Here is a 23,478-nt window from a genome sequence, read left to right on the forward strand (position 1 = left end):
GCGCGAGTCACGCGGCCGTCCGCCGCTCCTGTGCGTAGCGCACCAGCGCGGCGAAGCGATAGATGCCGTGCACGAACTTGCCGTAGGGCATGGTGATGAACAACGCGAACACGGCGCCGAGATGCAGTGCGAGCAACGGGCCCATCGCGGCGGTCTCGCGCAGCACCAGCAGCAGCATTCCGGTGAGGCCGGTCAGGAACAGCATGGCGATGAAGCCGACGTCCATGCCGTAGCTGAACTCGTCGAGCAGCGCCGGATCGCGCCGCATCTTGGCGGCGAACAGGCCGATCGGCCCGGCGATCAGGCCGATGCCGCCGAGCGTGCCCAGCACCACCGGCAGGTCCCACCACGGATACGGCGCTTCGCGCCCGAGCAGGTAGTGATACAGCGTCGCCACGGAGGTCGCGGCGAAGCAGAGCAGGAAGCCGTAGAAGGTCAGGTGGTGATAGAGCTTGCGCCGGTCGGTGGGCTTGTCGTCCTCGTTGTAGCAACCGACGCCGCCGCCATGGAGATATCGCAGCTCGCCGGCATCGCGGATCGCCTGGAAGATCGAGCTGCCATCGGTGCGGCCGCCGATCGGTGTGCCGATGTCGCGCCAGAAGGCACGCACGCTCATGACGAGGGCTAGGATCGCGTAGAGGAATGCGGCGCCGAACAGCGCGACCATCGCGTTGTGCGGCATCAGCTTGTAGAAGGCGCCGGGCCCGGTGTGCACGCCGAACAACACGCCGCGGTCGTTCACGGCCACGAAGCCGAGGATGAATGCCGCCATGCTGAGCGCGGCGACGATGCTGATGACGAGGCCGTTCCGCGCAAATGTGCCTGAGAGCGCCCGCGGCCAGGCATAGGCTGCATAGGCTTCGGCGCGCGCGACCGCCAGCGTCTTCGGAACGTTGACGTTGAACGCGTGCGGCGGTGAGAACTGGCAGTCGACATAGCAGGCGCCGCAGGCATGGCAGAGATTGGCGAGATAGTTTAGATCGCCGTCCGAGAAGGCGCGCCGCATCTCCATGGCCGGAAACACCGCGCACAGGCCCTCGCAATAGCGGCAGGAATTGCAGACCGTCATCAGACGGTCGGCTTCGTCGAGAATCCTAGTTCCGTGCATGTTTCGCCGCTTCCCGTCCTGCGATCCGCCCGAACACGCTGCCGATGGTCATGCCCATGCCGGCGGCATAGCCCTTGCCGAGCACATTGCCTGCCATGATCTCGCCAGCCGCGAACATGTTGGCCGACGGTTTGCCGCCTTTCATCAGCATCCGCGCCTCCTTGTTCACGCGCGTGCCGAGATAGGTGAAGGTGATGCCGGGCCGCACCGGATAAGCGAGATAAGGCGGCACTTCGATCCGGCGCGCCCAATGCGTCTTCGGCGGCGTGATGCCCTCGGTTACGCAATCATCCAGAATGGTATGGTCGAAGGTCCCCGGCCGCACGGCGGCGTTGAACTCGGTGATGGTCTTTTCCAACGCGACCGGATCGAGCTCGAGCTTGCCGGCGAGCTCCGCGATCGTCTGGCCGGCGATCGGTGGAAACAGCGTCGGCATGAAGCTGGTCAAGACGGTGGAATCGAAGACGATGTAGGCGATCTGCTCGGGCTGCGCCGCGACCAGCCGGCCCCAGATCGCGTAGCGCTTCGGCCAGATGTCCTCGCCTTCGTCGTAAAAGCGCTGGGCGTGCTTGTTGACGACGATACCGAACACCACGGAGTCGTGCCGCGTGATGATGCCGCCGTCGAATTTCGGCGCGCGGGCATCGATCGCAACCGCGTGGCACTGGGTGGGATCGCCGACCTCCTGCACACCCCTGTCGAGCAGCATCTTCAGGATCGAGCCGCGGTTATAGGGCGTGCCGCGGATCAGGAAATTGTCGGCGGCCTCGCCCCAATATTGCTTCAGCCACTCGATGTTGGCCTCGAACCCGCCGGCTGCGGCAACCAGCGAGGTGGCGCGGATCTCGGTCTCGCCCTTGACCGGCCGTTTGAGGCGCGCGGCGAGGAACATGCCGTCCTCGATCACGAGATCGGTGACCTCGGCATCGTATTCGACCTCGACGCCGAGCCGCTCCGCAGTCAGATACAGCGCGTTCAGCATCGCGCGGCCGCCGCCGAGGAAGAAGGAATTGGTGCGGCCGAGGCTCAGCGTGCCGCCGAGCGAGGGCTGCCAGCGCACGCCCTGCTCCACGATCCAGTTCAGGATGTCCTTGGACTCGCGGATCATGTGGCGCGCCAGCACCTCGTCGGTCTGCCCGCCGGTGACACGCAACAGATCCTCCCAGAACTCCTCCTCGGTGTAGGGGCCCGTCAGGATTTCGGTCGTGGCGTCATGGGCGCAGCGCATGTTGCGGGTGTGGCGGGTATTGCCGCCACGATAGAATTTTGGTGCACCCTCCAGCACCAGCACTGACGCGCCGCCGCGGCGCGCGGCGATCGCCGCGCACAGAGCGGCATTGCCGCCGCCGACCACCAGCACGTCGTATTTGCTGCTCATCCCGTTGCCCGATACGGCCAAATTGGAGACATTCTTTCCGCAGGCGGCCTCCCCGATGGCCATTGCGCACCTTTGTATACAAAGATATACAACAGCCATGCAAGCGGCATCTCTGCATGGGCAGGATACGCGTCGAGGGACAATGGCCAGACGCCCGGCGAACTCAGGTGGAATGATTGCACGCGGCGGCGTTGCGCTCGGCGAAGCGGTGTTTCGCTCGCTCTGCGAGGCGCTCCAGGCCGGCAGCTACCGCGCCGGCGACCGCCTGCGTGAGGAAGAGGTCGCACAGCGGCTGAAAGTGAGCCGCACGCCGGTTCGCGAAGCCCTGGGACGCCTCGCCGCGCGCGGCTTCGTCGAGCCCGCCGGCGGCCGCGGCCTGATCGTCCGCAATCTCGACATCTCCGAGGTGCTCGAGCTCTACGTCATGCGCGAAATCATGGAAGGCGCCGCCGCGCGGCTCGCCGCCGGGCACGCCTCAGCACCGGAGATCGATGCGCTCAGGGATATCGAGCAGGCCTTCGTCGAGGCGACCGAGGCCGCCGAAATGGCACGGCTCAACCGCGCCTTCCACGAGGCCATCTGCCGCGCCGCGCGCAACCGCTATCTCGACAACGCCTCGCGGGAATTGCAGGACTGGATCGCCCTGCTCGGCCCGACCACCTTCACGGTGGCGGGACGCCCGACGACCAGCCACGGCGAGCATCGGAAGATCATCGATGCGATCGCCGCCCGTAACGGCGACAAGGCCGAGCAGCTCGCGCGTGCACACATCCGCGAAGCTCTCCGCTGCCGGTTGAAACTGCTGCAGAAGCAGTAGGTCGCCTGCCGGATCACGCCTCGAAGGCGCGCGTCAGCAGCCAATAGCCGCCGAGCAGGCCGATCATTGCGGACATGGCATAGACCGGCCCTGCCGCTCGTGCCGGCTTCTCCCGGCCGGCCGCGGTCACGCGGTCCAGCAGGCCAAGTACCGGCAGCATCAGCGCGACGATCGCGATCTGCCCGATCTCGACACCGACATTGAAGGCGGCCAGCGCCGGCGCGATCGCATCGGATGGCAGGCCGATCTCGCGCAGCGCGCCGGCGAAGCCGAAGCCGTGGATCAGGCCGAACAGAAAAGCGACGCGCCAGCGCTTGTCGATGTCGCGCGAAAAGAAGTTCTCGACCGCAACAAACACGATCGAAGCCGCGATCGCGGGCTCCACGATGCGGCTCGGGATGACCAGGACGTTCAGGGCCGCCAGCGACAACGTCAGGGAGTGCGCGATGGTGAAGGCGGTCACGATCTTGACGACCGGCATGAGCCGGCGCGCCCACAGGACGATCGCGACCAGGAATGCGACGTGATCGTAACCGAGGAAGATGTGCTCGACGCCGGTGACGAGATAACGCTGCATCGTGGAGAACAGCGACGGCGGCGCCGTCGAGAGTGTCACCGTCGTGTTGTCGGCGTCGAGCAAGGCCTGCGTCTCGGACCTGCCCTGCGCGATCAGCACCACCTGCCGCGCGGTCCTGTCTTTCTCCGTCAGCACGGTGGAGCGATAGATGATATCGCCGGCAGCGTCGGCACAGGCGAAGCTGTTGCGATAGACGATGCCGTCACCGTCCGCCAGGATCGCTGCATTTCCGGCGGAGCAGGCCTCGGCACCTCCTGTAACGGCCAGATGCCTGCCCATATAGGCGAGGATCGCGGGCTTGGCCGCTTCGACGGCGGCGGGATCGACCGCGTCCCGTCTCGCATCATAGATCTTTGTGCCGATCAGGCGATCGACATCGCTGCCCTTCAATCCGAGTTCGGCGCTGACCGTGCGATCGGGGCTCAGCGCCACCCGTGCCGTGACGAGGTTGATCTCATGTGCCTCCGCAGGAAACGCGAGGCCGAGCAATACCGCGAGCCGCGCCAGAACTGGCCGCCTCATGATCCCGCTCCATCGCGCTCACGCCAGCACATCCGCCACGACCGCCTTCAGGACATCCCTGACATCGGTAGGCTTGAGCCGCACCTGCAGGCCGCGCTGGCCACCGTTGAGATAGACGAGATCATGCGCAAGCGCGCTCTGCTCGATCACCGTACGTACCGGCTTGCGCTGGCCGAACGGGCTGATGCCGCCGACCTTGTAGCCGGTGACGCGCTCGGCCTCGGGCGGCTTCATCATCTGCGCCGATTTACCGCTCGCCGCCGCGGCCAGCTTCTTCATCGAGACCTCCTGGTCGGACGGCACGACCACGCAGACCGGCTTGCCGTCGACCAGCGCCATCAGCGTCTTCAGGACGCGCGCCGGGTCCTCGCCGAGCGCGGCGGCCGCCTGCAGCCCGATGCTCTCGGCGTCGGGATCATAGTCGTAGGTGTGAACGGTGAAGGCGACGCCGGCGGCGGTGAGCGCGCGTGTGGCGGGGGTGACTTTGGACATGCGTTACATGTAGCACCGTCATTGCGAGGAGCGAAGCGACGAAGCAATCCAGGATCCCGCCGGCGAGGCAGTCTGGATTGCTTCGCGGGGCCTGTCATCGGGCCGCGCTTCGCGCGGACCCGTTGGCTCGCAATGACGGTGTGGGCACCATGCGCCCCACCCATGACGTCCCCTACTCCGCCGCGTCCCGCATCTCGGCGCGCTCGGCCCTTGCCGCGCAGAACTTGAATTCCGGGATCTTGCCGAACGGGTCCAGCGCCGGGTTGGTGAGCAGGTTCGCAGCGGCTTCCGCGTAGCAGAACGGCATGAACACCATGTTCTCCGGCACGTCGCGGTCGGAGCGGACCTTGACCTCGACGGCGCCGCGGCGCGTCTCCAGGCGAATGAAGTCGCCGGGCACCAGCTTCTTCTTGCGCATGTCCTTCGGCGACATAAACGCGACCGCCTCGGGCTCGATCTGGTCGAGCACCTGGGCGCGGCGGGTCATGGAGCCGGTGTGCCAGTGCTCCAGCACGCGGCCCGTCGAGAGCACCATGGGATATTCGTCGTCGGGAATCTCGTCCGGCGGGATCACCTTGGCCGGCACGATCTTGCCGCGGCCGCTCGCGGTCGGGAAGCCCGTGGTGAAGATGATCTCGTTGCCGGGCTTGTTCGGATCGTCGACCGGATAGGTGACCGCGCCTTCGCGCACCAGCCGCTCCCAGGTGATGTTCTTCAGCGACGGCATCAGCTCGGCCATCTCGGTGAAGACGTCTCCTGGTCCGGCATAATTCCACGGCAGGCCCATGCGCTTGCCGATCTCCTGGATGATCCTGAGATCCTGACGCGCATCGCCCGGCGGCTTGATCACCTGACGCGCGAGCTGGACGCGGCGATCGGTGTTGGTAAAGGAGCCGTCCTTCTCGGCGAAGGCCGAGGCCGGCAGGATCACGTCGGCATGGAAGGCCGTCTCGGTGACGAAGAGATCCTGCACCACGAGATGATCGAGCATCGCGAGCGCCTGACGCGCGTGCTGCAGATCGGGATCGGACATCGCGGGATTCTCGCCCTCGATATACATGCCCTTGATCTCGCCGGCATGGATCGCGTTCATGATCTCGACCACGGTCAGGCCGCGGACGGGATCGAGATCCTGCTGCCAGAGCTTTTCGAAGGCCCCGCGCAAGTCGTCGCGGCCGACCGGCTGGTAGTCCGGCAGGAACATCGGGATCAGACCGGCGTCGGAGGCGCCCTGCACGTTGTTCTGGCCGCGCAGCGGATGCAGGCCGGTGCCGGGACGGCCGACCTGGCCGGTGATCAGCGCCAGCGCAATCAGGCAGCGCGCATTGTCGGTGCCGTGGACATGCTGGCTGATGCCCATGCCCCAGAAGATGATCGAGGATTTCGCGCGCGCATAGGTGCGCGCCACCTCGCGCAAGGTCTGCGCCGGGATGCCGCAGATCGGCTCCATCTTCTCCGGCGTGAATTCCTTGATCTTCTCCTTGAGGTCCTCAAAGCCTTCGGTGTAGCCGGCGATGTATTGGTCGTCGGTGAGGCCTTCGGTGATGATCGTGTTGATCATCGCGTTCAGCATGGCGACATCGGAGCCGGGCTTGAACTGCAGATGCTTGGTCGCATGGCGCGACAGCGACTGCCGGCGCGGATCCATCACGAACAGCTTTGCGCCGTTCTGCTTGACTGCGTTCTTGATGAAGGTCGCGGCGACCGGATGGTTCACGGTCGGATTGGCGCCGATCACGACGATGACCTCTGCGTCCATGGCCGCGGCGAACGGCGCCGACACCGCGCCTGAGCTCAGGCCTTCGAACAGCGCCGCAACCGACGAAGCGTGGCACAGACGCGTGCAGTGATCGACGTTGTTGGAGCCGAAGCCGGTGCGCACCAGCTTCTGGAACAGATAGGCCTCTTCGTTAGAGCCCTTGGCCGAGCCGAAGCCGGCCAATGCCTTTACGCCCTTCTCGTCGCGGATCTTGACGAGGCCCTTGGCGGCGATGTCGAGCGCCTCTTCCCAGCTCGCCTCGCGGAAATGCGTGAACGGATTGGCCGGATCGACCTGGTCGTTGGCATCCTTCTTCGCGTTCGGCAGCCGCACCAGCGGCTTGGTCAGGCGATGCGGATGATGGATGTAGTCGAAGCCGAAGCGGCCCTTCACGCAGAGACGATTGTGGTTGGCGGGCCCGTCGCGGCCTTCCGCATAGATCACTTTCTCGTCCTTGACCTCGTAAGTGACCTGGCAGCCGACGCCGCAGAACGGGCAGAGCGAATCGACCTTCTTGTCGGCATAGGTGACGCGCGTCTGCTTGTCGTCGAGCATGACGGCCGGCATCAAGGCGCCGGTCGGGCAGGCCTGCACGCATTCGCCGCAGGCAACGCAGGTCGACTCGCCCATGGGATCGTCGAAGTCGAACACGATTTTCGAGCCGTGACTACGATAAGCCATGCCGATGACGTCGTTGACCTGGACCTCGCGGCAGGCCCGCACGCACAGGCCGCACTGGATGCAGGCGTCGAGATTGACACGCATCGCCGGATGGCTGGCATCGGTGGCCCAGCGCTCGCCGGCCGGGAAACGGCTCTCCGTGACGCCGGTGGTCTCGGCCCATTGCCAGAACTTCGACTCCGGATCGTGGCTGGTCTCGCGCGCCGGCTGGTCGGCGACGAGCAGCTCCATCACCATTTTTTGCGCAGCAGTCGCGCGGGCGCTCTCGGTCTTCACCTTCATGCCGACTGACGGCGTGCGCTTACAGGATGCGGCCAGTACGCGCTCGCCCTCGATCTCGACCATGCAGGCGCGGCAATTGCCGTCGGGGCGATAATCCGGCGCCGGCGAATAGCAGAGATGCGGGATGTCGCGGCCCTGGCGTTTTGCGACCTGCCAGATCGTCTCGCCGGGCTTGGCCTCGACCTGCTTGCCGTCGAGCTCGAACGTAATCTTGGTCATTCGGCCGCTTCCTTGAACTCGTCAGGGAAATATTTGATCACGGAGGACAGCGGATTCGATGCCGCCTGTCCGAGCCCGCAAATCGAGGCATCGCGCATCGCCTGGCTCAATTCTTCCAGCAAGGCACGGTTCCAGACCGGCCTTTGCATCAGCAGCGCCGCCTTTTGCGTACCGACGCGGCACGGCGTGCATTGGCCGCAGCTCTCGTCCTCGAAGAATTTCATCAGGTTCAGCGCAGCCGCACGCACGCTGTCCTTGTGCGAGAGGATCACGATCGCAGCCGAGCCGATGAAGCAGCCGTATTTCTCCAGCGTGCCGAAATCGAGCGGGATGTCGTCCATCGCTGCCGGCAAAATGCCACCGGACGCACCACCCGGCAGATAGGCGTAGAACTGATGGCCATCCGCCATGCCGCCGCAATATTCCTCGATCAGCTCGCGTACGGTGATGCCGGCGGGCGCCAGCTTCATGCCTGGGTTCTTGACGCGGCCCGAGACGGAGAAGCTGCGCAGGCCGTGACGCTCGTGGCGGCCATGGCCCTTCCACCAATCGGCGCCCTTCTCGACGATATCGCGCACCCACCACAGCGTCTCGATGTTGTTGATCAGCGTCGGCAGGCCGAACAGGCCGACCTGGAACGGGTAAGGCGGCTTGTGCCTGGGCAGGCCGCGCTTGCCCTCGATGCTCTCCAGCAGCGAGGATTCCTCGCCGCAGATGTAAGCTCCCGCGCCGCGGCGCATATGCAGCGTCGGGCCGCCCGGCGGCAGCTTTGCGATCTCGCGCTCGAGGATCTCGCGCGAAGCGGGATATTCGTCGCGCAGGTAGATGTAGACGTCGGAGGCCTGCACCACATGCGCGCCGATCAGCATGCCCTCGATGAAGCGATGCGGATCGGTTTCGAGGTAATAGCGGTCCTTGAACGTGCCGGGCTCGCCCTCGTCGCCGTTGATCGCCATCAGCCGCGGGCCGGGCTCGCCGAGCACCGCGCGCCATTTGCGGCCGGTGGGGAAGCCGGCGCCGCCAAGGCCACGCAGCGAGGCGTCGTCGAGCGCTTTCAGGAGATCGTCCTTCGACAATTCGCCGGAGCGCAGGCGGTTGAGCAGCTTGTAGCCGCCATCGGCGACGTAAGCATGGTACTCGGTATATGTGGGCAGATGCGCGTGCGTGTCGCCGGCCTTTGCGACCGCCATGACGTTGGCGACGGTGGCGTGGTCGACGAAATTGTGCCCGACTTCGGCGGCCGGCGCTGTGTCGCAGCGGCCGACGCAGGGCGCGCGCACGACGCGGATGCCGGGACCTGACGCACTCTGCAGATCCTCGAGCAGCTTCTCAGCCCCAAGCATCGCGCAGGTGAGCGAATCGCAGACGCGGATCGTCAGCGGGGGAATGTCGGGCTCACCTTCCTTCACCACGTCGAAATGCGCGTAGAAGGTCGCGGTCTCGAACACCTCGGCGAAGGCGAGCTTCATCTCGTCGGCGAGCGCGGCCAGATGCGCGGCCGAGATCTGATGGTACTTGTCCTGGATCAGGTGCAGATATTCGATCAGCAGATCGCGACGCCGCGGCCTGTCGCCGAGCAACAGCTCGATCTCGTGCGCGGCCGTGGGATCGACCTGCCGCCCCTTGGGGGTCGCCTTGGCGCGTCGGCGTCCCTCACCGGGATGCTCGAAGGAGCGGACCTTGTGCACGTCCTCGTGGCTCATCTCGTCGTCTCGATCTCGTCTTTCAGAACGGCTCCACTTCTAACTCCTGGCATGCCAGATGCCAAGAAAATTATCGCGCTGGTGGAAGCGGTTAGCTGCACGGCTCAAGCGGAGCCCAAGGCAACCCTGGACGCTGCCCTTGAGGGCGTTGTGTTCGGCGCCAATCATGGAACGAAGCCCGAATTGGTCGGGAGATCAATAAAGGTGTCCCATGCTGCGATAGCGAAGTCCTATCGAATGCCCCCTCCAAGGCTGCAGCGGGGGCACAAAGGCCGCCGCCGTGAACATTCCCCTTTCTACGGGGCGTTGCTCTTTTCGACCACGAACACGATGCGCGCCTCGTTGCGCTCGGTGATCTCGACCTTGTCGCCGGTCTCGCGAATGAGATTGGGGATATCGATCACCGAGAGCGGATCGGTGCAGTGAACTTCGAGCTGGTCGCCTGCCTTGAGCGGCTTGAGCGCCTTGCGCGTCTTGAGCGCCGGCAGCGGGCATTTCAGCCCGGTGAGATCGAGTGTCGTCCTGGTCATGGCCGCACCATGGCGACGGGGAACGGCTGCGTCAACGTTAGGCGGGATCAGATCAGGCTGGCGTAGGGCAGGAAGCCCACGTCCTGCCCCGGCTCGACATTCGTGATGTCCTCGCCGAGCTCGACGAGGCCGTCGGTCTCGACCAGCGAGGACAACAGCCCGGCCCCTTCGCGCGGGAACTTGATCGCCTCGAGCCCGCCGTCCTGCGCGCGCCGCAGCGAGACGCGCACATATTCACGCCGCCCGGCCTTCTTCTTGTAGGTGAACGCCGCGCGCAGCGGGATCGGCAAGAGCGGCTCCGGCAAGGCGCCCGACAGCGCCAACACCGTCGGTCGCACCACGTGGACGAAAGTCACGAAGCTCGCGACGGGATTGCCGGGCAGTCCGATCAGCGGTGTGCCGTCGATGATGCCCATCGCCACGGGACGACCGGGCTTGATCGCCATCCGCCACAGCACCAGCGAGCCGATGCTCTCCACCGCCGCCTTGACGTGATCTTCCTCGCCGGTCGAGACGCCGCCGGTGGTGAGGATCAGGTCATGGCCGCCTGCAACCTGCTTCAGGCCGCGCGCCAGCGACGTTCGCTCGTCGCGCAGAATACCGAGATCACTGACCTCGCAGCCGAGCCGCCGCAGCATCGCCATCAGCATGAAGCGATTGGAATCGAACAATTGCGAGGCGGCGCGCGGCTCGCCGGGCGATGCCAGCTCGTCGCCGGTCGAGAACACGGCGACGCGGATACGCCTGACGACGTCGAGCCTGGTCAGGCCGAACGCAGCGGCAAGGGCGAGATGCTGCGGCCGCAGGCGCTGGCCGGCGCGGAGCGCGACCTGACCTTGCGCAATGTCCTCGCCTGCGGGCCGCACATTGGCCCCACGCTTCAGCCCCGGCGGCAGCACGATCCTGCCGGACTCGTCGATGCGGACGTCTTCCTGCATGAAGACGGTCTGCGCGTCCGGCGGCATCGGCGCGCCGGTGAAGATGCGCGCGGTGTGGCCGGGCTTGATCGGCGCTTGCGCAAGGCCGCCGGCCTGGATGCGGCCGTCGAGCGGGAAGGCCTGCTCTGCGCTTGCCGGAAGGTCGGCGTTGCGCACGGCGTAACCGTCGACGGCGGAGTTGGTGAACGGCGGCAGCGGCAAAGGCGCGGCCACATCGCGCGCGAGCACGCGCCCGTCCGCATCGACCAGCGCCACCGTCTCGAGATCGACGATCGCGTTGACGCGCGTCGTGATGAGGCCGACGGCTTCGTCGACCGACATCATCGGGCCGCCGAAGGCAAAGCAATCGTCCGACAGTTGCGCCATGGTACCTCGTCAGCGTATCGCGGCGCTTCTTGCCAAAGCTTCCTCGACCGGCATCGCCGCCCGCAGCATCAATGCCGCAGCGCCTTCGATATCCTCGAGATGGACAGTCGGGAGCCTCGTGTCAATCGCGACGTCGGTCGCAATCCCGGCAATCCCGGGATCGTCGGGAAACAGCAGCGGCTTGCCGTTGGCGGCACGATGCACCTCGATCTTGCGATGCGGCTCGCGCTTGAAGCCCTCGACCACGACGAGATCGACCGCGGAAAGCTTCGTGAGCAGCTCCGGCAGCCGCGGCTCCGCCGCCCCGCGCAGCTCATGCATCAGCGCCCAGCGATTCGATGAAGCAACCAGCACCTCGGCCGCGCCGGCCTCGCGATGCCGCCAGGAATCCTTGCCGGGCACGTCGACGTCGAACCGGTGATGCGCATGCTTGATGACGGAGACGCGCAGGCCTTGCGCGTTGAAATGCGGGATCAGCCGCGTCAACAGCGTGGTCTTGCCCGCCCCGCTCCAGCCCGCAAGGCCGATGACTTTCATGTCAGCTCCGTGTCCGCGAACGACCCAGGTCCCTTGTGGAACCCCGGTCCCTCCGCGTCATTGCGAGCGCAGCGAAGCAATCCAGACTGCCGCCGCGGAAAGACTCTGGATTGCTTCGCTTCGCTCGCAATGACGAGCGGAGGCATTTTGCCCTTTCCCGGCCATGCTTATATCGGCTTGACCCGAATGTCATGCTAACCTCGCCGCCATGATGAAGATCGAGAAAGCCCCGGTGCCCCTGATCGTCCCCAATCCGGACGACCCGCGCCTGACCCAGAGCGTGACCGGCACCGACCAGACCGGCGCCAGGGTCGAGATCAAGGTGCCGATGGAGCGGCCGCTGACGCTCTATTTGAACGCCCAGGAGATCGTCACCATGATGACGATCGGCGACTATCCGGAATATCTGGCGCTCGGCTATCTGCTGAACCAGAACATGCTGAAATATAACGATGTGGTCACCGAGGTCGAGTACGACGACGACCTCCAGGTGGTGGTGGTGCGCACCGAGCATCACACCAATTTCGAGGCCAAGCTGAAGAAGCGCACGCAGACCTCCGGCTGCGCGCAGGGCACCGCCTTCGGCGATCTCCTGGAGGCGGTCGAGAGCGTCGCCTTGCCCAAGGCTGAGCTGCGCACCTCCTGGCTCTACCAGATGACGCAGACCATCAACACCATGCCCTCGCTTTATCTGGAAGCGGGTGCGATCCACGGCTGCGTGCTGTGCAAGGAAGGTGAGCCGCTCTGCTACACCGAGGACGTCGGCCGCCACAACGCTGTCGATAAGATCGCGGGCTGGATGTACCGCCACGGCGTCGACGCTTCCGACAAGATCCTCTACACCACGGGACGCCTCACCTCGGAGATGGTGATCAAGACCGTCCGCATGGGCATTCCGATCCTGGTGTCGCGCTCCGGCTTCACCGCCTGGGGTGTCGATCTCGCAAGGCAGGTTGGCCTGACGCTGGTCGGACGCACGCGCGGCAAGCGCTTCATCGCCCTCGCAGGCGAAGAGCGCATCGTCTACGACCAGAACCTTGCTTATGTCGAAGAGGAATCGGCCAAGCACAAGCGCAAGGGCGAAGGCGGTGATGACTGACATGTCCGCGACGCATGTTCCGCCGACTCTTGGCGTGCTGCTTGCCGGCGGGCTCGCGCGCCGCATGGGCGGCGGCGACAAGCCGATGCGCAGCATCGGCGGCCGCACCATCCTGGAGCGCGTGATCGCGCGCCTTGCGCCCCAGTGCAGCGGACTGATTCTCAATGCCAACGGCGATCCCGCACGCTTTTCCGCATTCGGCCTGCAGGTGATCGCCGACGACGTGCCCGGCTTCCCCGGTCCCCTCGCCGGCATCCTCGCGGCGCTCGACTGGACTGCGGCGAGCCGGCCGGAGATCGAATGGGTGCTCAGCGCCGCCGGCGACTGCCCGTTCCTGCCGCGCGATCTCGTCGCGCAGCTGCATGAGGCGCGCGCGCGTGAGAACGCGCAGCTTGCGGTCGCCGCATCAGGCGGTCAGTCGCATCCGGTGATCGGGCTGTGGCGCGTCGCCTTGCGCGAAGAGCTGCGCCACGCGCTCGTGGTCGAAGACCTCCGCAAGATCGACCGCTGGACAGCGCGCTATCCGCTCGCAACGGTGACCTGGCCGACCGAGCCGCTCGATCCGTTCTTCAATGCAAACACCGTCGAGGACGTTGCCGAGGCCGAGCGGCTGGCGGCGCTGGATGACGCGTCCTAACGACTCTATGATTTCGGAAACTCGTTGAGGAGCTGCGCCCAGATGATCGCGAAGGCGATCAGGCCGCAGAGGCCGACGCCAATGGTGAACCGCGGCAGTCGGCCGATCGCCACCAGCACCCAGGCCGGCAGAAAGAACAGGCCGAAGACCATGCCGAGCGGAAAGACGGCGAGCCATTGAAAGCCGCTGCCGTCCCCGGGCGGGACATTCGCGATATGGTAGAAGGTATAGAGCCAGAACAGCGTACCGGCCGCCGCGACGAGTGCAGCAAGCTTGCGGAAATTGAGGGGCGTCGAGGCGGTCATGATCTGGCTCATGTCCCTTGGTCGCTGCGGCGCCCCTCCAAGTTCATGACGTCTTGAACCGGACCGGGAACGGGAGCGACCACAGGTCTGGACATTCTCCGGACGAAGCCATGGCCGCCCCCTCTTGAACACCATCTTCGAATTCGTCGACTTCGTCTTCGACCTCTCCGAGACGATCGATCGCACGAGGCAGCTGAGCAAGCCTGACATCGTCGAGGTGCCGCCGGATCCAAAGCCGCTGCCGCCCGCCGCGCGGCGTGCGCTTGCCGAGGCCGACGATCGTGAACGCAAGCGAGAGCAGGCCGCTCAGGCCGCCAGCGGTACCGACCACGTGTCGTAGCCGTAGACTCATCGCGCGGCTTGAGTCCGCTGTCATCTATTATCTATGCGGGCCGAAAGCCCGCACGCGCGAGCGACGCGCGTACCTCGTTCGAGCCGAGCGCGTCGAGAAACGCCTGCACGGCCGGCCGTTGCTTTCGCGCACTCACCAGCGCGAAGTCATAATGCTCTTCCGCGAGCGGAATGAAACCGAGGCCGACGGCGTGGGCAACCGGCGCAATGGTCATGCCCCAGTCGGCGCGGTGCTGCGCCACGGCGGCGGCAACGGCGTTGTGCGAGCGCGGCTGGTTCCAATAGCCTTCCGGGCGCGCGCCGCGGAGCAGCCGGTCGATCAGGATGCGGGTGCCGGCGCCCTGGTTGCGGTTGACCATGATGCAGGCGGGATCAGCGAGCGCCGCCGCGACGGCGTCCTTCGCACCAAGACCTTCGAAACGTTTGTCGCCTTTGCGGAAGACGATGCCCTGCATCCGCCGCCAGCCGGCGATCAGTTCGAGGCCTTCGACGAGATAGGGCGTGTTGTAGGTCTCGCTTCTGTCGTCGAACAGGTGGATCGGCGCGAGATCGCATTCCCCACGCTTGGCCGCCGCAAGCCCGCCGAGGCTGCCGACTGCGATCGAGCGCACGGTGAGGCCGGCATGCGCGAGCTGTGCGGTGACGAGATCGAGGCCAGTGCAATGGCTGCCGACGATGACGAGATCCGGCACGCGCACATGCGGCGTGAACAGCGTCACCTCGGTTACGGTCCCGGCCGGCATCTGATCGGCAAGTGCGTCGATGCGCAGGAAGCCGTCCGCCTGTGCAAAGGACGTGATCGCACCGGACCCCTTGCCGGAGGGATAGGCGATGAGGCCCTCCCTGCCCTGGACCAGCGAGACCATGACGAATTCGGTGCGGCCGAGCTCGGAGGCGATGCGCACCGGCACGGTCGCGTTGACCTTGGCATCGGAGCGCGGCGGCAATCCGGCCATGCGGCGGAGCACCGGCACGATCATGTCGTGGAAGGTGAACATCGCCGAGGTCGGAAAGCCCGGCAGGATCACCACCGGCTTGCCGTCGCACACCGCAAGACACAGCGGCTTGCCTGGCTTGAGCGCAACGCCATGGGCGATGATGCCGGGAGCGCCGAGCCGGCCGATGATGCGATGAGAGAGATCGCCCGCGCCTTTCGACGTGCCTCCCGACAGCACCAGCATGTCGGCATCCGCGAGCGCGTTGCGCATGGCGGCTTCGAGCCTGGCTTCGTCGTCCGGAATGGCGCCGACGAAGACGGCCTCGCCACCGTTTTCGTCGATCGCGGCAGCGACGATGGCGCCGTTGGTATCGTAGATCTCGGCGGGCGCGAGCACCTCGCCGGGCTGAACCAGCTCGTCGCCGGTGGAGATCACGGCAACCCGCGGCCTGCGCGCGACACTTACCTCGGCGATGCCGCAAGCCGCCAGCATGCCGATCTCGCGCGAGCCGATGATGGTGCCGGCGCGCAGCAGCGCCTCGCCGCGCGCGATGTCGGATCCGGCATACGAGACGAATTGCCCCGGCGAGACCGCGCGACGGATGTCGATCGCATCCTGGCCGGCCGGCTGGGTGTGCTCGACCATGACCACGGCATCGGCGCCGCGCGGCAACGGACCTCCGGTGGCAATCGTCGTTGCGGTTCCGGCCGCCACCTGCAGTATCGGCGCGGTCCCGCAATGGATGGTCTCGCCATTCAGCGCGAGGCGCACGGGCGCGCCCTCGCCGGCCGTCGCGAGGTCGGCGGAGCGCACGGCAAAGCCGTCGACATTGGAGCGGTCGAACGGCGGCACGTCGATCGGCGCCGTGACATCTTCGGCGAGTGCCACGCCGAGCGCGGCTGCGAGCTTGCGCGTTTCGGTTCGAAGCTCGCGCGGGAACAAGGCCGCCTCGAAGCGCGCCAAGGCCTCCTCGCGCGAGAGGATCTTGAGGAACTGCTCCTGCTCGAGCGCGCTGCGGTCCGGTGATCTCGGGATCATCGTCATGCCAGAACCCTTATCACGCCCGCATCAGATCGGCATCGATCGACGTACCGGCGGCAAATCCCTCGTCGCTGGCCGAAATGAGCAGCCATGCATCCGCACAGGCGATTGTCTGGAGCGGCCATTCGCCCAAAGCAAGCGGCATCCAGGCACGATGTTCCTCGGCCAGCAAAGCGATCTCCGCGATGCCGACGCTGGAGGCGATTTTTCGCGCCAGCGGCAGCGACATTTTTCGACGCGGCCGACGCGCCGACAAACGGTCCGCGAGCGGCAGCGCGAGCGCAAGCCAGGCTGCAAGCGCTTGATCGGACGAGCCGGGCAAGGCGATGACGGGAATCCGTCCCAGCCGTCCGACCGCGGCGGTGCGGCCCGGCTGGAGCGCAAGGCCGTGCGCCATCACCTCGCCGCACCGGGCGAGGGCCGCGATGGCGGCGTCGTGGCGGCCGACGCCGCTACCGCCAATGATCAGCAGACCATCGCAGGATGACGCATCGAGCACGTCGGCAATCGACGCCTCATCGCGCGCACGCGCCTGATGCGTTTCCACGTCCAATCTTGCTGCACGCGCGATCTCGGCGATCATATGCGTCGTTGCAGTTGCGCCCGGCACGTTGACGATCCGCAGCCGGGGCCGCCGCACGCCGATTTTCTCCAGGCCCGCAACGCGCGCGAGCAGCAGGTCCGCCGCAGCGACCGGATAGCCCTCGGCGCTGGCAGGCGTGCGTGCCACGATGTCGCTGCCTCCGCGCCGGACACCCTGCCCCGGCGCGCCCTCCGCCAGCACCTGCGTGAGCGGCCCGGACATCTCCACGGCGCCCGCATCGAGCACGCAGTCGCATCCCGCCGGCATGGCATCACCCGCCTCGACCCATGCAGGGGCCCTTGCCAGCGGCACGGGTGAGTAAGCGGACGCACCGACGAGATCGCTGGCGGATAGCGCCCAACCATCTGCGGCCGCAATGTCGCGCAATGGATGGGCGGCGAGCAGCGGAGCGCCCGCCGCGATGCAGCCGATCGCCTCCGCCAGCGGCAACTCCACCGGCATGACCGGATCAACGCCCCGCAGCAGCGCGGCGAGCGCGGTGTCGAGCGGCGTGAGCGAGGGCGGCAGGCGCTGGGTCATGCACCATGAGGACCATGCATCGCGCGCTTTGGCAACCGCCGGCGGTGCCGGCCTCAGCCCCCCGACCTGTCCGAATTGGGGAAGAACAACTGCTGCCCGTCGACCTTGTAGCCGGCGATCGCCGTTTGGCCCTCTGGCGACGTCAGCCAGTCGACGAAGGTCTGCGCGAGGTCCTTCTTCACGTTCGGGAACTTCGCAGGGTTCACCAGCATCACGCCATATTGGTTGAGCAGCCGCCGGTCGCCTTCGACGACGATGTCGAGATGGCCGCGATCGACGAAGGCGATCCAGCTGCCGCGATCCGCCAGCACATAGGCATTGGCGGCGCGCGCGGCCTCGAGCGCCGCGGCCATGCCGGACCCGGCCTCGCGATACCAGGCGCCCTTGGCGCCGGCAATGTCGATGCCGGCGACGATCCAGAGCGCGAGCTCGGCGGCGTGGGTGCCCGACCGATCGCCGCGCGTGACGAACGGGGCGCCCTTGGCTTCGATCGCCTTCAGCGCGGTCGCGATGTCCTTGCCCTTCACGCCCGCGGGATCGCTCTTCGGCCCGATCAGCACATAGTCGCTGTACATCACGTCGTAGCGCTTCACGCCAAAGCCGTCGGCGACGAACTTCTCCTCCTGGGGCCGCGCGTGCATCAGCACGACGTCGACCTCGCCACGCCGCGCCCCATCGAGCACCTCGTCGGCGCGCCGCGCGATCACGGTGACGTCGGTGCCGGTCTTGTCGCGGAAGAGCGGCAGCAGATAGTCGAGCAGGCCGGACTCCTGCGTCGCCGTCGTCGTGGCGAGGACGATGGCGCGGTCCTCCGCGGACGACGACGCCATGCCTGCAACAAGGCCGCAGAGGAGCGCAAATGCAACGGACAGGCGGCCCATGATCGGGTTCCCTCAGCTATGACGCGATCATGATGATGATCGATTGCGCCGCACTCGTGACGCGCTTTTGCGCCGCAAGTCGGGAAACTTCGGCAATATCTTCGAGACGTAGCGCGCGAACGATCGCTTTGGGATCGTTCACCAAAGCAGAAATCGCGCGTGCGGATGTGTTGCAAAGCAGCGAGATCATCAGGCATGGTTCCCGCGACAAATATCTGAAATGCAGAATTCCACCTGCGTCGGACGTCAAAAAGAAGCAAGAATTTGCATAGGAATGCAGGATGGAATTCCTGACCACCAGCGAAGCTGCCGACTACCTTCGGCTCGGCGAACGCAAGCTCTACGAACTCGTCACCACCGGTGCGATCCCCTGCAGCAAGGTGACGGGGAAATGGCTGTTTCCACGGCACGAGCTCGACCTCTGGGTCCTGTCGGGCCTGGCGCGCCCGGCCGGCATGCTGATCGCCGAGCCGCCGCCGGTCGTCGGCGGCAGCCACGACGAGCTGCTCGATTGGAGCCTGCGCGAGTCCGGCTCCGGACTCGGATCGATGAGCGAGGGCAGCGCACGCGGGCTCGAGCGCCTGCAGCGCAACGAGGTGATGGCCGCGGCGGTGCACTTCCACGCCCTGGACGGCTCCGACAATCTCGCCGGCGATGCCAGCATCGAAGCGCTGCGGACCACGCCGGACCTGCATGATGCGGTGCTGGTCGCGTTCGTGCGCCGCGAAGAAGGTCTCGTGCTGCCACACGACAATCCCAAGCACCTGCACGGCCTGGCCGACGTACTCGCAGCCGGCGCCCGGATGGCGACGCGGCAGCGGGGCACGGGCGCGCAGATGCTGCTCGACGTGCTGCTTAAGCGCGCGGGTGCCTCGATGCGGGACTTGCGCCGCATCGAGACGCCGGCGCTGACCGGCCCCGATCTGGCCGAGCTGGTTCGCGCCGGCCAGGCCGATTGCGGCATCGCGACGCGCGCGGCGGCGCGTTCGGCCGGCCTCGATTTCGTGCCGTTGGTCTGGGAGAATTTCGACCTTGCGATGCGGCAGCGCAGCTATTTCCGCCCCGCCATGCAGGCCCTGCTCCGCTTCATGACCGAGCGGCGGCTGCGCCAGCGCGCGGAGGAGCTGACCGGCTACGATCCCTCCCCCGCAGGACAGATCCGCTTCGCAGCCTGACATTGACGCCTGGCCCCTAATAGTTGCAAAAGAAACCAATTCAGCCCGGGCCAAACCCGGGATTGCAACACCGGCCAATGAGCCGGATCAGGGAGGACAAGCGTGTATCCAACGAGATTTGGACTGCCGGTCGCGGCCGCACTGGCGGCAGCGCTGGTGCCGGGCGCGGCCGTGGCGCAGGTTTCCGACGACGTCGTCAAGATCGGCGTGCTCACCGACATGAACGGCCCGGCCTCGGCGCCAACCGGCCAGGGCTCGGTGACCGCGGCGCAGATGGCGATCGACGATTTCGGCGGCAAGGTGCTCGGCAAGCCGATCAGCGTGGTGGTCGGCGATCACCAGCTCAAGGCCGATATCGGCGCTTCGCTGGCGCGGCGCTGGTTCGACGTCGAGCAGGTCGATTTGATCGTCGACGTGCCGGTCTCCGCGGTCGGGCTCGCGGTGCAGAACATCGCCAACGAGAAGAAGCGGCTGTTCATCACCCATTCCACCGGCACCGCGGATTTCCACGGCAAGTTCTGCTCGCCCTATGCGATCCAATGGGTGTTCGACACCCGCGCGCTCGCGGTCGGCACCGCGGACGCCGTGGTCAAGCGCGGCGGCGACAGCTGGTTCTTCATCACCGACGATTACGCCTTCGGGCACTCTCTTGAACGTGACGCCTCCGCCGTCGTCACCGCCAATGGCGGCAAGGTGCTGGGCTCGGTGCGGCCGCCGCTGGCAACGCCCGACCTCTCCTCCTTCGTGCTGCAGGCGCAGGCCTCGAAGGCCAAGATCATCGGCATTGCGGCCGGCCCGCCCAACAACATGAACGAGATCAAGACCGGCGCCGAGTTCGGCGTGTTCAAGGGCGGCCAGCAGATGGCGGCGTTGCTGGCGCTGATCACCGACATCCACGGCCTCGGCCTGCAGGCGGCGCAAGGCCTGCTGCTGACCACCTCGTTCTATTGGGACATGGACGACAAGACGCGCGAATGGTCGAAGCGCTATTTCGCCAAGATGAACAAGATGCCGTCGATGTGGCAGGCCGGCGTCTATTCATCCGTGATGCACTATCTCAACGCCATCAAGGAGACCGGCAGCGACGATCCACTGAAGGTGGCCGCGAAGATGCGCGAGAAGCCGATCGAGGATTTCTTCGCCCGCAACGGCAAGCTTCGCGAGGACAATCTGATGGTGCACGATCTCTGGCTGGTGCAGGTGAAGACGCCGGAGGAGAGCAAATATCCGTGGGATTATTACAAGATCCTCACGACGATCTCCGGCGACAAGGCGTTCGGCCCGCCGGACCCGGCGTGCGCGATGGTGAAGAAGTGACGTAGCGAAACACGCGCAATTCGTCATGCCCGGGCTTGACCCGGGCATCCACGTCTTTCCTCAATCGCGGTGACGTGTGGATGGCCGGGTCAAGCCCGGTCATGACGGCTGTGGGTGCCGCCGCGTCCTACTTCATCACGCCGATCTCACGGAAGTACTTTGCGACGCCTGGATGGATCAGCTCCGGCCTCGGCGCCGCCGCGACGGTGTTTGCCGCCGTGGTCTCGCAGGCTTGCGCCAGCTTCTTGCAGAACGTCGCCTCATTGCCGTGCAGCGTCCTGGCGAGGCGGTAGGCGACGTCGTCGGGCAGATCCTCGCGCGTGAGGATGAAGCTCCAGGAGCCGAGCGAGGCGATCGGCTCGGTCTGCTTGGGGTAGGAGCCGGCCGGCACGGTGAGCGGTTTCAGGAACGCATGCTTGGCGCGGATGCGCGCGATCTCGTCCGCAGCTGGCGCGATGAAGCGTGCGCCCGATGGGCTCGATGCGACCGCGGCGAAGCCGGGCCAGCCGATGCCGGCGCCCCAGAGCGCAGCGACGCGGCCGTCCTCGACCATCGCCGGGCCGTCGCCGGCGCGGTCGAGATAAACCGCCTTGAAGTCCTCGTCCTGCTTGAGGCCGAGACCATCGAGCACATAGCGCGCCAGGATCGGCAGGCCGGAGCCCCTGGCGCCGAACGCGACGGGCTGACCGACGAGATCGCGGATCGTCTTGAATGGACTGTCGGCGCGCACCACGAATAGGCCGGGATTGGAATAGATCGCGGCGAGGATCTTCAAGCGCACAGGCGCACGGCCGATGCCGGCGAAGGCCTCGTAGGCCGGCTCGCCCGCGACCAGCGCGAGATCGAGCTCGCTTTTTTCCAGCAGCGGGATGTTCTCGTTGCTGCCCTTGGTGTTGCGCGGGGCGATGGTGAGTTGCGGATCGGCCGCGTTCATCACCTCAGCGAAGGCGTTGCCGTAGAGCGGGAAGCCGCCGCCGGGCGTCGCCGTTCCCAAGCTGATCGTCGAGCTGATCGTCGCGGTCGGAATGGCCGTGCCTCCGGTCTGGGCGGCGGCGGGGCTGGCGAGCAGCGCCGCGCCGAGAAGGATCATCGCGAATCTCATGGTCGTCCCTGACGGAGCCGCGTCAACACCGACTTGCGGCGATATAGGCAGAAACCGGTTTTTGTGAAAGCATGCGGCCAACGACAATAGAACAATGGGAGGTGTCATGTTGCGAATTTTGCGCAAGAGTGTTTTCGGGCTCGCAGTCCTCTTCGGTCTTTTCAGCGCCACCCCTCCCGCCGCCGCGGCCTATCCCGACCGTCCCGTGCACTGGCTGATCGGCTTTTCCCCCGGCGGCCCGGTCGACATCGTGGCGCGGATCATGGCGCAGTGGCTGTCGGACCGGCTCGGCCAGCAATTCATCGTCGAGAACCGCACCGGCTCCGGCGGCAACATCGCCGCCGCCGCCGCGATCAGTTCGCCGCCGGACGGCTACACGCTGCTGTTCGTCGCGCCCAACAACGCGATCTCGACCTCGCTCTACAAGAAGCTGCCGTTCGACTTCCTGCGCGACACCGCCCCAGTCGCCAGCATCATGCAGCTCACCAACATGCTGGTCGTCTCCAACGCGTTTCCGCCGAAGTCGGTTCAGGAATTCATCGACTATTGCAAGGCCAATCCCGGCAAGATCACCTATGCCTCCTCCGGCAACGGCACCTCGGTGCACATGTCGGCCGAGCTGTTCAAGGCGATGACGAAGTGCGACATGGTGCACGTGCCCTATCGCGGCTCGGCCGTCGCCTTCCCCGACATCATCTCCAACAAGGTGCAGCTGATCTTCGACAATCTGCCCTCGGCGATGGAGCAGGTGAAGGGCGGCAATGTCCGCGCGCTCGGCGTGACCTCGCCGCAGCGCTGGCCGAGCGTGCCCGACGTGCCCGCGATCGCCGAAACCGTGCCGGGCTTCGAATCGGTCGGCTTCTACGGCATCTCCGCGCCGAAGGGAACGCCGCCGGAAGTGATCGAGACCCTCAACAAGGCCGTCGGCGAAGCGCTGAAGGACCCGAAGCTGGTGGCAAAGCTCAAGGACGTCGGCGGCCTGCCCAAGCCGATGACGCCGGCCGAGTTCGGCAAGCTGGTCGCGGACGAGACCGAGAAGTGGCGCAAGGTGGTCGAGTTCGCCGGGGTCTCGGTGGACTAGGCGGCGGCCCCGGCGCCGGGTTCGGATGCATTTGAGGGGGCCAACAGGCCCTCTCAAAACAAAACTGCGAAAACAACCCCATGCACAGTAGACGAGGCCAGTGATTTCAATGGGTTACTGCCCAGCTCGAAAAACCTGCGGAAAAGCGGTTTGCTCCGTCGGGCAAAACAGGGTTATACAGGCATCATCGGAGAATTTCGGGTATTCGCAAATGAGCCATGACGCCGTGCCGGCGTTCCCATCGGCCAGAGCCAGCATTGCACCCCCGCCTCCGGCCCTGTAAACGAACCGCGCACCGTTGCCGGCCGCTTCTACCTGCGGCCGCCTCGCGGCGGGGCCTGTAGCTCAATGGTTAGAGCCGGCCGCTCATAACGGTCTGGTTGCAGGTTCGAGTCCTGCCGGGCCCACTAGCTGCCCCGCTACTTTGATCACCGCTCCCGACCCAATCTTAGCTTCGTCATTCTGATCGCGAAGTTTCACGGCTGTCGGTAGTCCACGCCCCGCCAAGGCCCTTAACGT

22 protein-coding genes and 1 tRNA gene are annotated in these 23,478 nt (G+C 66.1%); 8 read left to right on the forward strand and 15 right to left on the reverse strand.

Features of this window, described 5'->3' with window-relative positions; genetic code table 11:
• Positions 1 to 7: 7 nt before the first annotated feature.
• Both tcuB and tcuA read right to left on the reverse strand, forming a co-directional pair.
• Positions 8 to 1,108 carry a tricarballylate utilization 4Fe-4S protein TcuB gene (gene tcuB / locus BDOA9_RS00310; RefSeq protein WP_025031953.1) on the reverse strand — a complete coding sequence of 367 codons (1,101 nt, stop codon included), beginning with the start codon at positions 1,106 to 1,108 and terminating at the stop codon, positions 8 to 10.
• Positions 1,095 to 2,486 (reverse strand): FAD-dependent tricarballylate dehydrogenase TcuA, encoded by a 1,392-nt coding sequence (gene tcuA / locus BDOA9_RS00315; RefSeq protein ID WP_025031954.1) that lies wholly within the window; start codon positions 2,484 to 2,486, stop codon positions 1,095 to 1,097. The genes tcuB and tcuA overlap by 14 nt, the downstream gene beginning before the upstream one ends.
• A 142-nt stretch (positions 2,487 to 2,628) precedes the next feature.
• On the opposite strand from tcuA, the gene BDOA9_RS00320 reads away from it, so the two are divergent.
• The gene (locus BDOA9_RS00320; protein ID WP_025031955.1) at positions 2,629 to 3,303 is read left to right on the forward strand and encodes a GntR family transcriptional regulator; all 675 of its coding nucleotides are present in this window, start codon (positions 2,629 to 2,631) and stop codon (positions 3,301 to 3,303) included.
• A gap of 13 nt (positions 3,304 to 3,316) precedes the next feature.
• On the opposite strand, the gene BDOA9_RS00325 is transcribed toward BDOA9_RS00320, so the two are convergent.
• The 7 genes from BDOA9_RS00325 to mobB all read right to left on the reverse strand — a co-directional run bounded on the left by BDOA9_RS00325 (position 3,317) and on the right by mobB (position 11,909).
• On the reverse strand, positions 3,317 to 4,402 hold the full coding sequence (locus BDOA9_RS00325; RefSeq protein WP_025031956.1) for a HupE/UreJ family protein: 1,086 nt from the start codon (positions 4,400 to 4,402) through the stop codon (positions 3,317 to 3,319).
• An 18-nt stretch (positions 4,403 to 4,420) separates the two neighbouring features.
• A complete protein-coding gene (ybaK, locus tag BDOA9_RS00330; RefSeq protein ID WP_025031957.1) occupies positions 4,421 to 4,894 on the reverse strand; it encodes a Cys-tRNA(Pro) deacylase in 474 nt (157 codons plus the stop codon).
• Positions 4,895 to 5,066: 172 nt separating this feature from the next.
• Positions 5,067 to 7,835, reverse strand: coding sequence for a formate dehydrogenase subunit alpha (fdhF, locus tag BDOA9_RS00335; protein WP_025031958.1), 2,769 nt, complete (start codon positions 7,833 to 7,835; stop codon positions 5,067 to 5,069).
• Positions 7,832 to 9,538, reverse strand: coding sequence for an NADH-ubiquinone oxidoreductase-F iron-sulfur binding region domain-containing protein (locus tag BDOA9_RS00340; RefSeq protein ID WP_025031959.1), 1,707 nt, complete (start codon positions 9,536 to 9,538; stop codon positions 7,832 to 7,834). Before BDOA9_RS00340 ends, fdhF begins: the two co-directional genes overlap by 4 nt.
• A 296-nt stretch (positions 9,539 to 9,834) precedes the next feature.
• Positions 9,835 to 10,068 (reverse strand): sulfurtransferase TusA family protein, encoded by a 234-nt coding sequence (locus BDOA9_RS00345; RefSeq protein ID WP_025031960.1) that lies wholly within the window; start codon positions 10,066 to 10,068, stop codon positions 9,835 to 9,837.
• Between the two features lie 47 nt (positions 10,069 to 10,115).
• Complete coding sequence (locus BDOA9_RS00350; RefSeq protein ID WP_025031961.1) at positions 10,116 to 11,372, reverse strand: molybdopterin molybdotransferase MoeA; 1,257 nt, start codon at positions 11,370 to 11,372, stop codon at positions 10,116 to 10,118.
• 9 nt (positions 11,373 to 11,381) lie between these two features.
• Positions 11,382 to 11,909: a molybdopterin-guanine dinucleotide biosynthesis protein B gene (mobB, locus tag BDOA9_RS00355; protein ID WP_025031962.1), complete on the reverse strand. Its 528-nt coding sequence runs from the start codon at positions 11,907 to 11,909 to the stop codon at positions 11,382 to 11,384.
• A gap of 208 nt (positions 11,910 to 12,117) precedes the next feature.
• On the opposite strand from mobB, the gene fdhD reads away from it, so the two are divergent.
• Complete coding sequence (gene fdhD / locus BDOA9_RS00360) at positions 12,118 to 13,008, forward strand: formate dehydrogenase accessory sulfurtransferase FdhD (RefSeq protein WP_025031963.1); 891 nt, start codon at positions 12,118 to 12,120, stop codon at positions 13,006 to 13,008.
• Positions 13,001 to 13,645: a molybdenum cofactor guanylyltransferase MobA gene (mobA, locus tag BDOA9_RS00365; protein WP_192859527.1), complete on the forward strand. Its 645-nt coding sequence runs from the start codon at positions 13,001 to 13,003 to the stop codon at positions 13,643 to 13,645. The genes fdhD and mobA overlap by 8 nt, the downstream gene beginning before the upstream one ends.
• Before the next feature lie 5 nt (positions 13,646 to 13,650).
• On the opposite strand, the gene BDOA9_RS00370 is transcribed toward mobA, so the two are convergent.
• Positions 13,651 to 13,962 carry a hypothetical protein gene (locus BDOA9_RS00370; RefSeq protein ID WP_025031965.1) on the reverse strand — a complete coding sequence of 104 codons (312 nt, stop codon included), beginning with the start codon at positions 13,960 to 13,962 and terminating at the stop codon, positions 13,651 to 13,653.
• Positions 13,963 to 14,074: 112 nt separating this feature from the next.
• On the opposite strand from BDOA9_RS00370, the gene BDOA9_RS00375 reads away from it, so the two are divergent.
• On the forward strand, positions 14,075 to 14,290 hold the full coding sequence (locus BDOA9_RS00375) for a hypothetical protein (protein WP_025031966.1): 216 nt from the start codon (positions 14,075 to 14,077) through the stop codon (positions 14,288 to 14,290).
• 43 nt (positions 14,291 to 14,333) lie between these two features.
• On the opposite strand, the gene BDOA9_RS00380 is transcribed toward BDOA9_RS00375, so the two are convergent.
• From BDOA9_RS00380 to BDOA9_RS38650, 4 genes are read right to left on the reverse strand one after another with little or no spacing between them, the layout of a single operon-like run.
• Positions 14,334 to 16,283, reverse strand: coding sequence for a molybdopterin biosynthesis protein (locus tag BDOA9_RS00380; protein WP_025031967.1), 1,950 nt, complete (start codon positions 16,281 to 16,283; stop codon positions 14,334 to 14,336).
• A gap of 13 nt (positions 16,284 to 16,296) precedes the next feature.
• A complete protein-coding gene (locus BDOA9_RS00385; RefSeq protein ID WP_025031968.1) occupies positions 16,297 to 17,403 on the reverse strand; it encodes a molybdopterin-binding protein in 1,107 nt (368 codons plus the stop codon).
• 53 nt (positions 17,404 to 17,456) lie between these two features.
• Positions 17,457 to 18,284, reverse strand: a complete 828-nt coding sequence (locus tag BDOA9_RS00390) for a substrate-binding domain-containing protein (RefSeq protein ID WP_025031969.1) — start codon at positions 18,282 to 18,284, stop codon at positions 17,457 to 17,459.
• Between the two features lie 16 nt (positions 18,285 to 18,300).
• The gene (locus BDOA9_RS38650) at positions 18,301 to 18,474 is read right to left on the reverse strand and encodes a hypothetical protein (RefSeq protein ID WP_192859528.1); all 174 of its coding nucleotides are present in this window, start codon (positions 18,472 to 18,474) and stop codon (positions 18,301 to 18,303) included.
• 91 nt (positions 18,475 to 18,565) lie between these two features.
• Here BDOA9_RS38650 and BDOA9_RS00395 point away from each other — a divergent pair, with 91 nt between their 5' ends.
• Both BDOA9_RS00395 and BDOA9_RS00400 read left to right on the forward strand, forming a co-directional pair.
• Positions 18,566 to 19,459: a helix-turn-helix transcriptional regulator gene (locus BDOA9_RS00395; RefSeq protein ID WP_025031970.1), complete on the forward strand. Its 894-nt coding sequence runs from the start codon at positions 18,566 to 18,568 to the stop codon at positions 19,457 to 19,459.
• Between the two features lie 102 nt (positions 19,460 to 19,561).
• Positions 19,562 to 20,776 (forward strand): ABC transporter substrate-binding protein, encoded by a 1,215-nt coding sequence (locus BDOA9_RS00400; protein ID WP_025031971.1) that lies wholly within the window; start codon positions 19,562 to 19,564, stop codon positions 20,774 to 20,776.
• A gap of 127 nt (positions 20,777 to 20,903) precedes the next feature.
• Here the strand turns inward: BDOA9_RS00400 and BDOA9_RS00405 are convergent, their stop codons facing one another.
• Complete coding sequence (locus BDOA9_RS00405) at positions 20,904 to 21,878, reverse strand: TAXI family TRAP transporter solute-binding subunit (RefSeq protein ID WP_025031972.1); 975 nt, start codon at positions 21,876 to 21,878, stop codon at positions 20,904 to 20,906.
• 106 nt (positions 21,879 to 21,984) lie between these two features.
• Between BDOA9_RS00405 and BDOA9_RS00410 the strand changes: the two genes are divergently transcribed.
• Together BDOA9_RS00410 and BDOA9_RS00415 are read left to right on the forward strand one after the other, a co-directional pair.
• Entirely contained in the window at positions 21,985 to 22,959 is a 975-nt protein-coding gene (locus BDOA9_RS00410; RefSeq protein ID WP_025031973.1) for a Bug family tripartite tricarboxylate transporter substrate binding protein, read from the forward strand.
• 334 nt (positions 22,960 to 23,293) lie between these two features.
• Positions 23,294 to 23,366 (forward strand) — tRNA-Ile (locus BDOA9_RS00415).
• The last annotated feature ends 112 nt before the right edge of the window (positions 23,367 to 23,478 follow it).

Origin of the sequence: Bradyrhizobium sp. DOA9 (genome assembly GCF_000617845.2) — a bacterium.
Taxonomy (GTDB): Bacteria; Pseudomonadota; Alphaproteobacteria; order Rhizobiales; family Xanthobacteraceae; genus Bradyrhizobium.

Excerpts from the sequence above, each read along its gene's own strand:
- BDOA9_RS00350 (WP_025031961.1), bottom strand. The coding sequence starts at position 11,372 with ATGGCGCAACTGTCGGACGATTGCTTTGCCTTCGGCGGCCCGATGATG.
- mobB (WP_025031962.1), bottom strand. The coding sequence starts at position 11,909 with ATGAAAGTCATCGGCCTTGCGGGCTGGAGCGGGGCGGGCAAGACCACG.
- BDOA9_RS00395 (WP_025031970.1), top strand. The coding sequence starts at position 18,566 with ATGGAATTCCTGACCACCAGCGAAGCTGCCGACTACCTTCGGCTCGGC.
- tcuA (WP_025031954.1), bottom strand. The coding sequence starts at position 2,486 with ATGAGCAGCAAATACGACGTGCTGGTGGTCGGCGGCGGCAATGCCGCT.
- BDOA9_RS00380 (WP_025031967.1), bottom strand. The coding sequence starts at position 16,283 with ATGACGATGATCCCGAGATCACCGGACCGCAGCGCGCTCGAGCAGGAG.
- ybaK (WP_025031957.1), bottom strand. The coding sequence starts at position 4,894 with ATGTCCAAAGTCACCCCCGCCACACGCGCGCTCACCGCCGCCGGCGTC.
- fdhF (WP_025031958.1), bottom strand. The coding sequence starts at position 7,835 with ATGACCAAGATTACGTTCGAGCTCGACGGCAAGCAGGTCGAGGCCAAG.
- fdhD (WP_025031963.1), top strand. The coding sequence starts at position 12,118 with ATGATGAAGATCGAGAAAGCCCCGGTGCCCCTGATCGTCCCCAATCCG.
- BDOA9_RS00385 (WP_025031968.1), bottom strand. The coding sequence starts at position 17,403 with ATGACCCAGCGCCTGCCGCCCTCGCTCACGCCGCTCGACACCGCGCTC.
- BDOA9_RS00370 (WP_025031965.1), bottom strand. The coding sequence starts at position 13,962 with ATGAGCCAGATCATGACCGCCTCGACGCCCCTCAATTTCCGCAAGCTT.
- BDOA9_RS00410 (WP_025031973.1), top strand. The coding sequence starts at position 21,985 with ATGTTGCGAATTTTGCGCAAGAGTGTTTTCGGGCTCGCAGTCCTCTTC.
- BDOA9_RS00325 (WP_025031956.1), bottom strand. The coding sequence starts at position 4,402 with ATGAGGCGGCCAGTTCTGGCGCGGCTCGCGGTATTGCTCGGCCTCGCG.
- BDOA9_RS00345 (WP_025031960.1), bottom strand. The coding sequence starts at position 10,068 with ATGACCAGGACGACACTCGATCTCACCGGGCTGAAATGCCCGCTGCCG.
- mobA (WP_192859527.1), top strand. The coding sequence starts at position 13,001 with ATGACTGACATGTCCGCGACGCATGTTCCGCCGACTCTTGGCGTGCTG.
- BDOA9_RS00320 (WP_025031955.1), top strand. The coding sequence starts at position 2,629 with ATGGCCAGACGCCCGGCGAACTCAGGTGGAATGATTGCACGCGGCGGC.
- BDOA9_RS00340 (WP_025031959.1), bottom strand. The coding sequence starts at position 9,538 with ATGAGCCACGAGGACGTGCACAAGGTCCGCTCCTTCGAGCATCCCGGT.
- tcuB (WP_025031953.1), bottom strand. The coding sequence starts at position 1,108 with ATGCACGGAACTAGGATTCTCGACGAAGCCGACCGTCTGATGACGGTC.
- BDOA9_RS00405 (WP_025031972.1), bottom strand. The coding sequence starts at position 21,878 with ATGAGATTCGCGATGATCCTTCTCGGCGCGGCGCTGCTCGCCAGCCCC.
- BDOA9_RS00390 (WP_025031969.1), bottom strand. The coding sequence starts at position 18,284 with ATGGGCCGCCTGTCCGTTGCATTTGCGCTCCTCTGCGGCCTTGTTGCA.
- BDOA9_RS38650 (WP_192859528.1), bottom strand. The coding sequence starts at position 18,474 with ATGATCTCGCTGCTTTGCAACACATCCGCACGCGCGATTTCTGCTTTG.